The organism is Cupriavidus sp. H19C3 (assembly GCF_049393815.1).
GTDB lineage: Bacteria > Pseudomonadota > Gammaproteobacteria > Burkholderiales > Burkholderiaceae > Cupriavidus.
The window spans coordinates 1,862,060-1,875,040 of the sequence record NZ_CP184986.1 but is presented as its reverse complement, the minus strand read 5'-3'; the positions used below and the strand labels follow the sequence as shown (position 1 = coordinate 1,875,040).

Genomic DNA, 12,981 nt, shown 5'->3' with positions numbered 1-12,981 from the left:
TCCGGAACCCCATGAAACAGCAACTTCTCCAGGGTGGCAGGGTTGTCGACCCCACCACGCAACGCGACGGCATCTTCGATGTGCTGGTGCAGGATGATCGCATCGCGGCCATCGGTACCGACCTCGCCGCCAGCGCGCCGCAGGCGGAGGTGATCGACTGTCGCGGCAAGCTTGTCCTGCCCGGCCTGATCGACACGCACGCGCATGTCTATGAGGGCGTGACCGGGCGCTTTGGCCTGAACGCGGATATGTGCGGCGTGTATTCCGGCGTGACCACGCTGGTGGACCAGGGCGGGCCGAGCGCGATCACTGTGCCAGGTTTCCGCCGCTATGTGGCCGAGGCCTCGCGCACGCGGGTACTGGCCTACCTGTCGGCGTATCTGGTCGGCGGCCTTGAGGGGCACTACTATCCCGAGCTGTATCGGCCCGAGTGCCTCGACGTGGACGCCACGGTCAAATCCGCGCGCAGCCATCGCGATCTGGTCCGCGGCCTCAAGGCGCATGCGGAAATTGGCGGCTTTGCACGCTGGGGTGTCGATGTCATGCGCCTGGCGACGCGTATCGGACGCGAGGCCGAGTTGCCGGTGTATATCCATTTCGGGCAGCTTTGGCCCAAGCCGGACAGCGGTGGCCTCGCCGTGAATCCGGACTCGATTTTCAACCAGGTGGTGGAGATGCTGAAGCCGGGCGACATCCTGGCACATCCGTTCAGCCGCCACCCCGGTGGTTTTGTCGAACTCGACGGCAAGCTTCATCCGCTGGTACCGGAGGCGATCGCACGCGGGCTCAAGATCGATGTGGGACATGGCTCGCACTTCAGTTTCAAGACGGCGCGCATCGTGCTCGACGCGGGCGTCATTCCCGATACGCTGGGGGCGGACATGCATGGCTACAACACCTCGGTGCCGCCGCCGCCGGGCACGCCGGACTCGCATCCGGACGAGGAGGATCACCTGTTCAAGGGCAAATCGCGTTTCGGGCTGGTCTCTGCCATGACCAGCATGCTGGCGCTGGGCTTGCCGTTCGACCATGTGGTGGCGATGGTGACGCGCAATGCGGCGCGCATGATCGGCATGGAAGGTGAACTGGGCACGCTGCAGGTCGGTGGCGTGGCGGATATCAGCGTGCTGGACGACGAGCGCGGCCGCTGGGTGTTGCGCGACAACGAGGGCACGGAGCTGGTGACGGACCGCTGGCTGGCGCCGCGCTTCTGCCTGCGCGCAGGCGTCCGCTTCGACGCGCAATCGCCGCTGCTGCCGGTGGCGCAGGCGGCCTAGGCGGAGACCCGACATGAGCGATGTCATCGGCGGTACCGTGTCTCCGGATGTGCTGGCCAGTCCGTTCGCGGATGCGGCGTGGCGCGGCGTCATGCGGCGGCAGGATGCGCTGCCATTGCTGCCGCGCGAGATCCTGCTGCATGCGGGCCCGCCGCTTGGCGGCGAGAGCGGCGCCGCCGCCACGACGGTCCCCGCGCCTATCCCCGCGCCTATCCCCGCGCCGATCCGCCGGGCCGCGCTGCAGGCGATTCTGTTCGAAGGCATGGCCGACACGCTCGATGCCGCAGCGGCCTTGCTCGACACCGGCGCAGTACGGCTGGAGCCCGCGCAGGATCATGGCGTGGCCACGCCGCTGGCACAGGTGGTGTCGGCATCGATGCCGCTGGCCGTGGTCGGCGATGCGCATCGCGTAGCGTTCGCGCCGCTGATCGAAGGGCCGCCCCCCGCGCTGCGTTTCGGCACCTTGGCGCCGGACGCCCGCGACCGGCTGGCAACGGTCAGCGCGCTCGGGCTCGAGCAGCTCGACGCCCATCTGCGCGCGTGGCCGGTGAACATGGCCACCGTCATTGCGGCTGCATTGCGTGGCGGCGACGAGTGCCACGCCCGCACCGGGGCCGCCAACGCGGCGCTGGTGTCGGCGCTGGGGGCGTCACCCCACGGCACAGCTGCCGCCGGCCTGGGCGGCGGCGCGGCGGTTGCAACGAACGCCAACACGGCTGGCGCCACGGACGCGGCGGGTGCGGCAGGTACTGCGACGCTCGACGGTGACGTCATTGGTTACGTCGCGGGCAACCCCGGCTTCGTGCTGCCGATCCTGATGGCAACGGCGTGCTGGCATCTCCGTCGACAGGCAGACGGCATCGCGGCGGTCGGCGGCAATGGCGCATCGTTCGGCGTCCGCCTGCACGGGGCGCAGGCGTGGCACGCCGTGGCCGCCACCCCGCCGCTTGGCACACGACTGCCGGGGCGCGAGGCGGCGGACCCGCTCGGCGCCATCGGCGACAGTGCCGTGATCGATTTCTGCGGGTTGGGCGGCCAGGCGCTGGCGTATGCGCCGCAACTGCTGGAGGAATGGCGTGCGTGGTTACCCGCGGACGCGATGCACCGCCGCGCGCAGCTGGTGGACGACGCGACCGGCATCGTATCGCTGACACGGATGCGGGCGGCGGGGTTGGCGCCGATCGTCAATCTCGCCATTCTCGATCGCGACGGCGAGGCAGGGCTGATCGGACGCGGCAGCTATATGCCGTCGCTGGCGCTGGCGGGTGCGGCCTGACGCGCTTCCCGCGAGCCTGCCACGCGGACGCGCAGGGCCGTCGGCAGGCGGGGCAAGCGCGCCGCCGGCGCGCCGCTCACAAGCCGAACGGCCACGTGTCCGGCACACCCTCGCGCGGCGTGGTGGGCAGGGCATGCAGCGCGTGGGTATGGTCGAACCATAGCCATGCGTCGAACTGGCGCGGCAGGATTGCCTGCATGTAATGGCTGAGCAGCTCGGAGTCCGGCCGGTAGACCACGCCGATAAAGCGCTCCTGCCGGGGCGTCAGCAGGAGGTCGCGCAGCGCCCGACCGGCGGCGCCGCTGTCCTCGGCGTCTTCACGCAGGTCGAGCAGTGCGCGCGGCAGTCCCGACTCATGCGCGATATGCGCATAGCTGTGCGGATGCGCGGGCCGCACCTGCTTGACCTGCATCGGCGAATCCCAGTCCGAGGCGGCGGCGACGGTACCGGAATAGGTATCCAGGCCAACCAGCGCAACCTGCTCGCCGAGCGCGTCGCGGCATAACTGGCCGATATTGGTTTCGCCTCGTTCGGCGCCCATGGCGGTGGCGGAGGCATCGCCGATATGGGAGTTGTGGGCCCACACCACCGCTTTGGAATCGGGCCCATGTCGCGCCAGCAGCTGCATCAGGGTCTCGAACATATGCGTATCGCGCAGGTTCCAGCTGGCCGCCGAGCCGTGATACATGATGCGGTAATAGCGTTCCGCCGAAGCTACCAGGCGGGCGTTTTGCGCGGCGTCGAAGAAGGCTTCGTGGTCTTCCCCCGCGGTGACATACGCGAGCCGCTTGTCGAGCAGGTCTTTCAGTTGCGCGATGACCCCACGCTCGCAGGCATCCTGAGTGCCGGAGATGACGGCGCGCCCATAGGCGGAAGGTGCCTGGCGCCATGGGTCGAGGCAGGCATAACGCTGACGTGCCTGCGTGGCGGCAGCGGGATCGACGCGGTCGAGATAGGCCAGCACCGCCGCCATCGAGGTCCGCATGCTGTAGATATCCAGGCCGTAGAACGCCACTTTTTGCGGCGGCTGGCGTTCTGCATTGATGGCACGCAGCGACTCCACCAGCGCGACGATCTCCGAATTGCGCCACATCCAGGTGGGGAAGCGGCTGAACGGCGGCGCATCGGCGGGGGCGAGCGCGCGGCGCGCGCGGATATGGCAGTCGATGGAGGCCGCGTCGGGCCAGTCGGCCTCCACGGCGACGAACTTGAAGCCGTGCGCCGTGACGAGGCGTTCGGTCAGGCGCGCGCGGGCGCGATAGAACTCCGCGGTGCCGTGCGTGCTTTCGCCCAGCAGGACCACGCGGCGATCGGCAAAGCGGTCGATCCAGCTGGCGAATCCCGGGTCGTCGATGCCGGGCAAGGGCAGCGCGGCGCGGGCCATTCTGTGCGCGGCGTCGCGGACCGTGGTATCGGTGGCGGTCATGCTCAACCCTCCTTGCCAATGGCGCCGGGCGGCATCCCCGCGGCACCGCTGCGGGCCATTGTGCCAGCCATGGCCGGCGATGGCGAGGACCGCTGGCGGTCGCGGCAGTGGCGCACGGCCTGGCGCAGCTTGTGGCGCATCTTGTGACGCACCTCGTGGCGCACCTCGTGGCGCACCCGCACCGCGCCAAAGGAGGCGGACGAATGCCTACGCTTCCTCGCTGCCGCGCTTGCGATGCCTGGCTGCAATGCGATGCGTCAGCGCGACCAGCCCGGCGAGGGCCGGGTCCTGGTTGGTGCTGCGATAGGCCAGCGTGAGCGGTGCGCGCAGGCGGTCGGCCTCGACCATGCGGCAGTACGACACGCCGTGCCGGTTGAGTCCGGCCATCGAGGCGGGCACCACGCTGACGCCGGCACCCGCCGCCACGAGGTTCAGGTTGGTCAGCATGCGCTCGACTTCCGCGCCGATCCGTGGCGTGAAGCCGAGCGTCTCGCACTCGCGCAGCAGGTCGCCATACATGCCGGGCGCGCCCGGGCGGCGTACCAGGATAAAGTCGTCGTCGGCCAGTTCGCGCAGGGAAACCGGTGCATTGGCCGGCGTGCCGGCGGTGGCGCGCCGGCGCAGCAGCCGGTGATCGAGCGGAAGGGCGATCACGAGCTCTTCCTCCAGCAACAGGTCGAACTGCACGCCGTCGGGATACTGCACCGGCGCGCGCAGCAGCGCCGCACTGAGCTTGCCCTCGGCAAGCTGCTCGATCGCTTCCGCCGCGTTCTGTTCGCTCAGCGACAGGGTGACACGCGGAAACTGGCGCCGGCAGGCCCGCAACACCTCCGGTGTGAGCTTGTGCGCGGCGGCCGAACTGGTGAAGCCGATCGCCAGCGCACCTTCGTCGCCGCGCGCCATGCTTTGCATGCGGGCCCGGATCCGTTCGATGCGCGCAAACACGTCCTGCGCATCGGCGTGCAGCGCCATGCCCGCCTGGGTGAGGGCCACGCCGCGCGGCTGGCGCTCGAACAGGGTGACCCCGAGCTCGGTCTCGAGGGCCTTCAACTGCTGGGAGAGCGGCGGTTGCTGAATGCCCAGATGTTCCGCGGCGCGGGTGACGGAGCCGGACTCCGCCACGGCCAGGAAATAACGCAGGTGTCTTAGTTCCATCGGGCAGATATATGATTGGTGTATGGAGAACGATGAAAGCATATATTTTACTTGCGTCATCGCCAAGCCTAGTATCAGCGTTTTGCCACCCGTGGCTTGATAAGAACCAGGAGACTACCCATGCGCCGTGCCGCCTCGCGCCCACGACTGTCCGTATTTGTGCCCACGCTGGTACCCGCGCTGCTGGCGCTGTCCATGCTGGGCGGATGTGCCTCCTCCTCTTCCACCACCTCCTCGCCAGCTTCGTCTGCGCCGCCGGCCGCAGCGTCGGCCTCGGCCCCCACGGCCGACGCCGCCAGGCCGCAGTGGCAGCGCGTGCACCTTGGCCAGGGCGCCGGCTACGACTTCCCGGTCTACGCCAATCACCGCCTCGACGGCGATCTCAGCCGCATTCGCGAAGTCGTGTTCGTGCAGCATGGCCTGCAGCGCAATGGCGACGACTATTACGCGGCCGGCGCGACCTTGCTCAAGGCGAGCGGCCGTAACCCCGACGAAGTGCTGCTGATTGCGCCCAACTTCCCGGGCACACCCGATGCCGCCAAGGGCTTCACCGGCATGCCGCACTGGACCGTGCAGGGCTGGATCGGCGGCGAAGACGCCGTGTCCGGCGCCAGCGGCGCGTTGAGCTCGCTGCAGGTGCTGGACGACCTGCTCGCGTTCGTGACCAACCGCGCGCGCCTGCCGGCGGTGAAGAAAGTCGTGGTGGCGGGCCATTCGGGCGGGGCGCAGATCGTGCATCGCTACGCGGTGCTCAACAACGTGGACGAGCGGATTCGTGGTGCGGGCGTGGACCTGCGTTATGTCGTGGCCAATCCGTCCTCGTACCTGTATTTCACCCCGGTGCGTCCGGTGGCGCCCGATCTGAAGCGGTTTGCGCCGTATGACACCAAGGTCTGCGCCGACTACGACAAGTACCGCTACGGCATGCGGGACATGGTGCCGTACGCGCGCGGCGCGGATGGCATGGCGCTCTACGAGCGCTATATCCGGCGTCAGGTGACCTACCTGGCCGGCTCCGAGGACAATGACCCGAACCACCGCGTGCTCGACAAGGCGTGCGGTGCCGAGGCCGAAGGGCCCACCCGCCTGCAGCGCGCGCGCGGCTACCTGCGCTATGAACGCTTCCTGGCCAAGCCGGGGCAGACCATCGACCACCGCGCATTCGAGGTGGTGGGGGTCGGCCATGACCAGGCCCGCATGTTCGGCTCGCAGTGCGGTGCGCAAGCGGTGTTCGGCATGGACCCGGCCAGCAACAAGACAGGCGCCTCCTGCCGCGCGCCTCAGCTCTGAGCGCGCCGCGCGGGCGGTCCGTAGGGGCCTGACAAGCCGAGGCTGGCCAACCGGGTTTGCCCGGAAGGCGGGGGTAAGGTGCCGGTGCTACCATGCGCCGATCCCTTTCCCCCCATCCGTCGCCCCGGTTCCGCAGCATGCCTGTCACCGCGGGGCCGCGCCTTGCCGGCCGCGGCCCGCAGCTTCGCCTCACCGCCCATGCCCCGACTTCCGCCGTCCGTCGCCGGCTGCTGGCCGCGCTTGGCCTGACGCCAGCGCTGCCGCTGTTGCCGCTTCTGCCGCTCTCAGGTGGCTGGGCGCGTGCTTACGCCGCGCAGCCGGTATTTCACCTTCTGGTCGGTTACGGCGCCGGCGGCGGCGCCGACCATGTCGCGCGTCTGGTGGCGGACTGCATGACCGCGGACGGTGCGCTCACGATCGTCGAGAACCGCCCCGGCGCGGCTGGACAGGTGGCCATGCACGAGGTGGCGCGCGCCGGCAACCAGCGCCAGACGTTGCTGCTGGGGACGGTCGGCTCGGTGAGCATCGGGCCGTTGCTGACGCCGGCCGCGCAGGAGGCCGCCCCGGCCACGTTGCGGCCGATCGCGGTGGTCGCCAGCACGCCTCATGTGCTGCTGATGGCGGGCGACGGCGCACACGGCGATGCCCGCACCCAATTGCTGGCCTGCCTCGCACGGGCCCGCCAGCGGCCGGGCGAGCTGGCCTACGCCTCGCTCGGCGTGCATTCGAGCGCGCACCTGGTGGGCGAGCTCATGTGCCACCAGGCAGGTGTATCGATGACGCACGTTCCCTATCCTGGCAGCGCACGTGCGCTGATCGACCTGCAAGGCGGTCATGTCGCGCTGCTCGTCAGTACCCTGCAGGCCTCGCTGCCATTGATGCGCCAGGGCAAGGTACGCGCGCTGGCCGTGACCGGCCATGCGCGCAGCCCGCTCGCGCCCGCCACGCCCACCTTTGCGGAGGCCGGCATCGACGGCATGTGGCAGGAGGCCTGGTATGGCGTGCTGGCCGCGCCGAGCGTGCCCGCTACCCAGTGCACGCAACTGTCGCACCGGCTGCAGCGGCTGTTGCGCGACGCCTCGCTGCGGCGGCGGCTCGGCCAGGACGGTGCCGAACCGCTTGGCTTGACCGGTGCTCAGGCGGTCGATTATCTGGCCGCCCAGCGCGAAGTCTGGCGTCAGGCGGTGCAGCGCGTGTCGGGCCGGCTGGCCTGAAAGCCGCGCCGGACAAGGGCTTCGGACAAGGCAGAATTTCCTCACTACAATCGGCGCTGTGACGCCATGGCGCGTGTCATGGTCACGCAGACAGCGGGGTCTATCATGTGGGGCATCGTCCGCGGTACGGTATCGGGTCTGGTTGCCATCGCGTTTGCCACAGCGTGCGTGTCCCCCGGCGCGCAGAAAGCGGAAACGCCCGCCAGCGAGATGCCCGCCAGCTCACCCGCGGCGGCCCGGCTGCCAGCACCATCACTGTCCCCGACACAGTCGCCGCGGCCGCAGTCGTCCACGGACCAGGCCCTCGTGCTGCCGCCACTGCCCGCTGGCGCCGCGGCGCTCGATCTCAATACGGCGTTGACACGGCTGATCCGCTCGATGAACGTCACGCGGTTGATGATCGTGGGCATGGATCGCGCGTTCGCGCGCATGCCGGACAAGATCGGCCCGATTCCCAAGGAAAAACTGGCCGCGTGCGCGCACGCCAAGCTGACGCCCGAGATGCTGGAACAGGTCGTACGTCCGGCCTTCGCACTGACGTTCACCGATCCGACCCTGCCGATCGAACTGGCGGTGGTATTCGAATCGCCGGTCGGCACCAAGATGATAGAACTCGTCATTGCCAACAAGACCGTCAACCGCGCAAGCTTCACCGATGACGAAGTCGAAGAGATGAACCGCCTCGCCAAGTCGCCGGAGGTCGCCGCGTTCCTGCGCGACAACGGCTTCGTGCGCCTGATGCGCGCCATCACGCCATACGTCATCGCCGCCGGCACCCAGGCCCGCGACGCCTGCGTACGCGAACTTATCCCACGCGAAATTCCGGTCACCAATCCGCGGCCGGCGTGAATTGTCGACGGCGCTGCTGCAGGAGCGGGGGAGCATCGGACCGGGTTCGGCCATGAGCGGCCATTGTCCATGGGGCGGTGGGCGTCCGCAATGCAGCGGCAACGGTCAACGACGTTTACCGAGTCCTTCTCCTAGATGCACGTCGCGAGGTGCGGAATTGCACCAGTAGCAGTAGCCTACCCTCGGCTTCGGGGAATCCAGTAATTGTTCAATGCTTCGGAGACAAGCTGATAGTCGAATGGTGCCTCCTCTCGATCTTTTTCCGCCCGAAACTTGAGAAATTCAACGATTGCTTTCACCTGTCGCTTGGTCAGCGGTGCGAACTTGTGCGTCGCACTGTCCCAAGCCGTAAGTTCTCCATACCTTCGCGGATTGACGAGCTTGTTCCGCTCACCGTCCGTCAAGCCATACGTGAGCATGAAAGCCAAATGGTTCTGCTGAAATTCGTGGCCTTCAAGCTCTCGAATCAAATAGGCAGGTAGATAGTATCGAAACGCCTCTGCAGAAAAGAAGGCAAGTGCAGGATCGCGATCGAGCTCTTCATCAGTAAGCTCGTTCCACAGCTTCCCAGCGAAAGTCTTTTCTACCAAAGCGGGCTCATGGCCCTCCCTACTGCTCACGATGGACCACGATGGCGGTGGCTCAATTTCGCCGAAAGCCTCGATGATTGTGGTGGCTATTTTTTTGGCGTCCATTCAAAACTCCAATTACGGTTGCGCCAAATACGAATCGCACCTGGCAACCGCCCGCCAAGCGTTTCTCTCGGGTATCTCATGTTCCTCGTCGCCGCCCCTAAAGCAAGTCCGCATGATTCTTGTCCGTGCCATCGCACATCGCAGAGCCTGTGCTCGCTTGTACTGTAGCAAATCACGAGCATCTGAGGTGCGGCAACTGAATGCTCCGACATCCTTGCACTCTGCCTCAACGGCGTCACGTAGTTGCGTGTACTTATTCCAGTCGCAATCTCCGGGCGGCTCGCTCTTGCTGAACAACTTGTCGACAACCTGCGAAAAAGCTTGTCCGCATGCTTGCTGCACTTTTACGAGGAACTTCAAGACATACAGGCCAGGGGTCGCCTTCTCTCTAGTGAGACTCGGATCCAAATCAGAGGCGACACTCGAACCCAGGTAAGCCGGCATGCTTTGTCCTGGCTGAATGGGGGGCGTGTACTGGTTCGGAAATGACGGCGCCGGTTGGGCATGCGCCGAGCTGATTACACCCGATAGCCAGCCCTTCAACCACCGCAATACTGCATTCCATCTCGATGCCAGTCGGTTAGAAATGGAAGCCAGCGACGAGGGAGAGGGGGCACCATCCCTTGCAAACGGGCTAACTAGGCTCGATTCGTCAGGGACTTCCGGGATCGTGATGTTGTCCAGGATCTGGATCAGCCGATGGGCGGCGTCATAGGTGTAGCGGGTGACCAGATCGAACGGTCCGACGACGCCCACAAGCTGACCTACCGCATCGTACTCGTACCGTGTATGGATGCCATCAATATCGATATCCGTCATGCGACCGCGCGCATCGTAGGCGTACTTGATGCGAGATCCGCTGACATCCACAGCTTCAAGCAACCTGCCCGCGGCATCATATTGCACGGCTGTACCCGTCTGCCCCGCCATGTTCGTCACCGAAGCCAGGTTGCCCTGGGCATCGTAAGCTAAGGTCCATTGGCCAGTGACCGTGTCTCCAAGCTTATCGACGGCCGTCGCAACCAGGCCGTTTGCGCCATAGGTCCAAGTCGTGCTCGCCACGTCGCCGGACGGCTGGGCGTTGAGCCCCTGGCTGCCGCCGGCGTCGTTGGTTGGATACCAGCCATAAGTCAGCACCTGTCCTTTCGCATCGTAGCTGAAATAGTCGACCCGCCCTGGCGCAGCCACTTTCAGCGGCAGATTCCACGTCGGATGCCAGTCGGTGGTCGTGGTCTTCGCATCGGCAGTGCCGTAGCCCTCGATGCGCTGGGTCTCGCGGCCGAGCGCGTCGTAGCTGTAGCGCGTATCGTTGCCATTGCGATCGACCGTGCGGCTGACGTTGTTGCCGGAGTCGTATTGGATCGTGTTGAACGGATCGCCAATGGGGCTCGATCCTGACGCACCGGTGGGTTGCCGCAGCTTGCCGGCCAGTTGGTAATTGAAGTTGCGCGTCAGCGCGTTGCTGTCCGTCACCAGAGTGGCATTCGTGCCGTAGCTGAAAGACAGCTTGTCGACGCCGCCAGCATGTTCCTCGCTCAGTACAAAGCCATCCAAAGGACCGCCACTTGCGTACTTGTAGGTGTACGTCGCAAAGCGTTTGCCAAGTTCATCGGTAACTCCGGTGAGGCGCCCAGGCAGAAAGCTCTGAAAGCCCGGCAGGTCCTCACCATAGTGATAGCGGCGAACGGTTTGGTCCGGCCAGGTCACGGTAATCGACCCGTCCGACTGGTACCCATATTGAATCTGCCTGCCATCCGGCGAGATAAGTGTTTGAACACGGTTTTTGGCGTCATAAGTGAAAAGCAGCGTCGTGCCGAATTGATTGCGCACGCTAGCCAGCAAGCTGGCTGTGCCGCCTGGAGCTTCCGGACTTGCAACGTTTGTATAGGTGAGCACCATTGACCAGCCGTTACGCTCGGTGACGCGAAGCAGACGTCCGTCCGAGTCGTAGGATTCGATCGCGCCAGTATCCGCCACGAGGTATTGCCAAGCCCCCACGCCCGCGTCTCCGGCGCCACTGACTATCCGATCCCTGCTACGACCTTCCGCTGTCACCCAATCCTGCCCGCTACGAACAAAGCGCACAGGCCCTCCATCGTCTCTAAATGCGGTGACGGTAGGGGAGGCGTCCGTGATCAATAGAAGACTTAGCGAACGCTGCCAGTTATGGCTCCAACCAGTTCCAATCGATCCGGCGCCCGCTCCATAGCGGCCCGCTTCGGAGCGGAAGGTTCTGCGGAAGACAAGGGGATGCGGCCCGACCGATTGAAAATCCGCTGGTTCCGGCTGCGTCTTTTGCCCGGTCAGCGGCGCAACCGGATTGCCAACTGAGCAAGCATTTTCCGTCGCGCGGGGCAAGTCAGGGCATTGATCTTCCAGACTCTTGTTGGGATCGCGCTTCCAGTATGGATCATAGGTCCTACGCACCGGATCAATACAGATTTCCTTGATCCAAGCCGCCTTCGCCAACAACCTTCGTATGTAGTCGTCGCTGGGTTGGACGCCATTGATATACACGTCACAGGTAACCGAAGTTGCTGTTCTCGCGCCGGGCTTAAAGGTGTAACCGGGGAATACCCAGTTATCAAAATTGGCGCATGCCGACTCTACACTCGTGTGTAATGGTCCGTAGTTGCCGTTGTAGTCCGTGTACCAGAAGGAAAGCGGGGGAGAAGCACGGCTGTACTGCGCGTTCAATAATAGAACCAGCCCACACAAAAATTGAGAAAGGATGCGGCGGCGGAGCATCGAGTTGGCCCTTTCATGTGCACTTCTTGGGATGCAACGATGAAATCCTGCCTGCCGAGTGTATTCGTTCTAATAGGCTCGGATGTATCGCAAATCTCACATCCCATATGAATTAGAATTAACTCCGCGCCGCCCTATGAGTTTCCGATGCCACACCATCCGAGGCTTGCCGAAGGCTGTTTCGAAGGTGAAAGCGGACGTGGTGGCCGTCTCACTCGATGTCCCAGTAGGGTCGGAGGCTGCCACCTGAGGCGGTGCCGGCCGGCGCTCATCGGCCATCATTTTTTGTGCCGCTCTTGAACCTTAGTCCACTGGCCGCTTAGGTTCTGGTTTGGGTCTCTCGACGAGCCCATGACCTGCGCACTAAAGGCTCGGACTGAGGCTGCATAAATCGCTTGACGTTCCCATAGTGGAATCGTCTACGCTTCGAGTGCTTTAATGTCGCCACTCGAAATCGTGAGAGGTACGATCACCGTTCGCCGCCTGGCGTCTTGCATAACGCAGGTGTACCTCGGGAGCGCCGGCTGCCGATCGTGCTGCCGGCGTGCCTGAAGGTTCGCAGTTGCAATCTACCCAAAAGCAGTTATGCTTTGCGCTGCTTTGATATCCTCGACGATCGTGCGTGACTTGTCCCGCCGGCATTCATGGATTGCCGGATTCCTTCTGGTGGTGTTTCTGTCAGTGCAACTGGCAACGGCCGCCTACGCCTGCAATATGGGTGAAAGCAAGCCAACGGAACAGGCGCCGATGGGAGCCATGGTGTCCTGCGCCGACATGGCCGAACAGGATGCCACGCCGAGCGACAGTCAAAAGGCGCTTTGTATGAGCCATTGTCAGGCCGATACGAAGCACGCCGACCACGCTGCGCCGCAGATTCCCGCATTTATCCCCGTTCTCGCCAGCATCATCGTCGAACCTACCGTGGGGGACGCCGCGCCGTTCTTTGCGCTTCGCGCGAAGCACCAGCCGCGTGCCTCACCACCTCCGCACGCCATCCTCCACTGCTGTTTGCGCACCTAGCCTCCGAAACTACGCCACATTCTTCTCGCCC

General features: G+C 65.1%; 10 protein-coding genes. 6 read left to right on the top strand and 4 right to left on the bottom strand.

Annotated elements, in window-relative coordinates; genetic code table 11:
• Positions 1–11: 11 nt before the first annotated feature.
• Together DFLDMN_RS27865 and DFLDMN_RS27860 are read left to right on the top strand one after the other, a co-directional pair.
• The gene (locus DFLDMN_RS27865; protein WP_423198976.1) at positions 12–1,277 is read left to right on the top strand and encodes an amidohydrolase/deacetylase family metallohydrolase; all 1,266 of its coding nucleotides are present in this window, start codon (positions 12–14) and stop codon (positions 1,275–1,277) included.
• Between the two features lie 13 nt (positions 1,278–1,290).
• Entirely contained in the window at positions 1,291–2,553 is a 1,263-nt protein-coding gene (locus DFLDMN_RS27860) for a DUF1116 domain-containing protein (RefSeq protein WP_423198975.1), read from the top strand.
• A gap of 76 nt (positions 2,554–2,629) precedes the next feature.
• Here DFLDMN_RS27860 and DFLDMN_RS27855 read toward each other — a convergent pair whose 3' ends face one another.
• A complete protein-coding gene (locus tag DFLDMN_RS27855; protein WP_423198974.1) occupies positions 2,630–3,979 on the bottom strand; it encodes an erythromycin esterase family protein in 1,350 nt (449 codons plus the stop codon).
• A gap of 207 nt (positions 3,980–4,186) precedes the next feature.
• Positions 4,187–5,134: a LysR family transcriptional regulator gene (locus DFLDMN_RS27850; protein WP_423198973.1), complete on the bottom strand. Its 948-nt coding sequence runs from the start codon at positions 5,132–5,134 to the stop codon at positions 4,187–4,189.
• Positions 5,135–5,254: 120 nt separating this feature from the next.
• On the opposite strand from DFLDMN_RS27850, the gene DFLDMN_RS27845 reads away from it, so the two are divergent.
• The 3 genes from DFLDMN_RS27845 (at position 5,255) to DFLDMN_RS27835 (ending at position 8,487) form a co-directional block, all read left to right on the top strand.
• Positions 5,255–6,424, top strand: coding sequence for a hypothetical protein (locus DFLDMN_RS27845; protein WP_423198972.1), 1,170 nt, complete (start codon positions 5,255–5,257; stop codon positions 6,422–6,424).
• A 137-nt stretch (positions 6,425–6,561) separates the two neighbouring features.
• Entirely contained in the window at positions 6,562–7,638 is a 1,077-nt protein-coding gene (locus tag DFLDMN_RS27840) for a Bug family tripartite tricarboxylate transporter substrate binding protein (RefSeq protein ID WP_423198971.1), read from the top strand.
• 105 nt (positions 7,639–7,743) lie between these two features.
• Complete coding sequence (locus DFLDMN_RS27835) at positions 7,744–8,487, top strand: hypothetical protein (RefSeq protein WP_423198970.1); 744 nt, start codon at positions 7,744–7,746, stop codon at positions 8,485–8,487.
• A 176-nt stretch (positions 8,488–8,663) separates the two neighbouring features.
• Here the strand turns inward: DFLDMN_RS27835 and DFLDMN_RS27830 are convergent, their stop codons facing one another.
• Complete coding sequence (locus DFLDMN_RS27830; RefSeq protein ID WP_423198969.1) at positions 8,664–9,182, bottom strand: DUF6714 family protein; 519 nt, start codon at positions 9,180–9,182, stop codon at positions 8,664–8,666.
• Between the two features lie 12 nt (positions 9,183–9,194).
• A complete protein-coding gene (locus DFLDMN_RS27825; RefSeq protein ID WP_423198968.1) occupies positions 9,195–11,930 on the bottom strand; it encodes a DUF6531 domain-containing protein in 2,736 nt (911 codons plus the stop codon).
• A gap of 681 nt (positions 11,931–12,611) precedes the next feature.
• On the opposite strand from DFLDMN_RS27825, the gene DFLDMN_RS27820 reads away from it, so the two are divergent.
• The gene (locus tag DFLDMN_RS27820) at positions 12,612–12,950 is read left to right on the top strand and encodes a copper resistance protein (protein ID WP_423198967.1); all 339 of its coding nucleotides are present in this window, start codon (positions 12,612–12,614) and stop codon (positions 12,948–12,950) included.
• The last annotated feature ends 31 nt before the right edge of the window (positions 12,951–12,981 follow it).

Excerpts from the sequence above, each read along its gene's own strand:
- DFLDMN_RS27865 (WP_423198976.1), top strand. The coding sequence starts at position 12 with ATGAAACAGCAACTTCTCCAGGGTGGCAGGGTTGTCGACCCCACCACG.
- DFLDMN_RS27860 (WP_423198975.1), top strand. The coding sequence starts at position 1,291 with ATGAGCGATGTCATCGGCGGTACCGTGTCTCCGGATGTGCTGGCCAGT.
- DFLDMN_RS27855 (WP_423198974.1), bottom strand. The coding sequence starts at position 3,979 with ATGACCGCCACCGATACCACGGTCCGCGACGCCGCGCACAGAATGGCC.
- DFLDMN_RS27850 (WP_423198973.1), bottom strand. The coding sequence starts at position 5,134 with ATGGAACTAAGACACCTGCGTTATTTCCTGGCCGTGGCGGAGTCCGGC.
- DFLDMN_RS27845 (WP_423198972.1), top strand. The coding sequence starts at position 5,255 with ATGCGCCGTGCCGCCTCGCGCCCACGACTGTCCGTATTTGTGCCCACG.
- DFLDMN_RS27840 (WP_423198971.1), top strand. The coding sequence starts at position 6,562 with ATGCCTGTCACCGCGGGGCCGCGCCTTGCCGGCCGCGGCCCGCAGCTT.
- DFLDMN_RS27835 (WP_423198970.1), top strand. The coding sequence starts at position 7,744 with ATGTGGGGCATCGTCCGCGGTACGGTATCGGGTCTGGTTGCCATCGCG.
- DFLDMN_RS27830 (WP_423198969.1), bottom strand. The coding sequence starts at position 9,182 with ATGGACGCCAAAAAAATAGCCACCACAATCATCGAGGCTTTCGGCGAA.
- DFLDMN_RS27825 (WP_423198968.1), bottom strand. The coding sequence starts at position 11,930 with ATGCTCCGCCGCCGCATCCTTTCTCAATTTTTGTGTGGGCTGGTTCTA.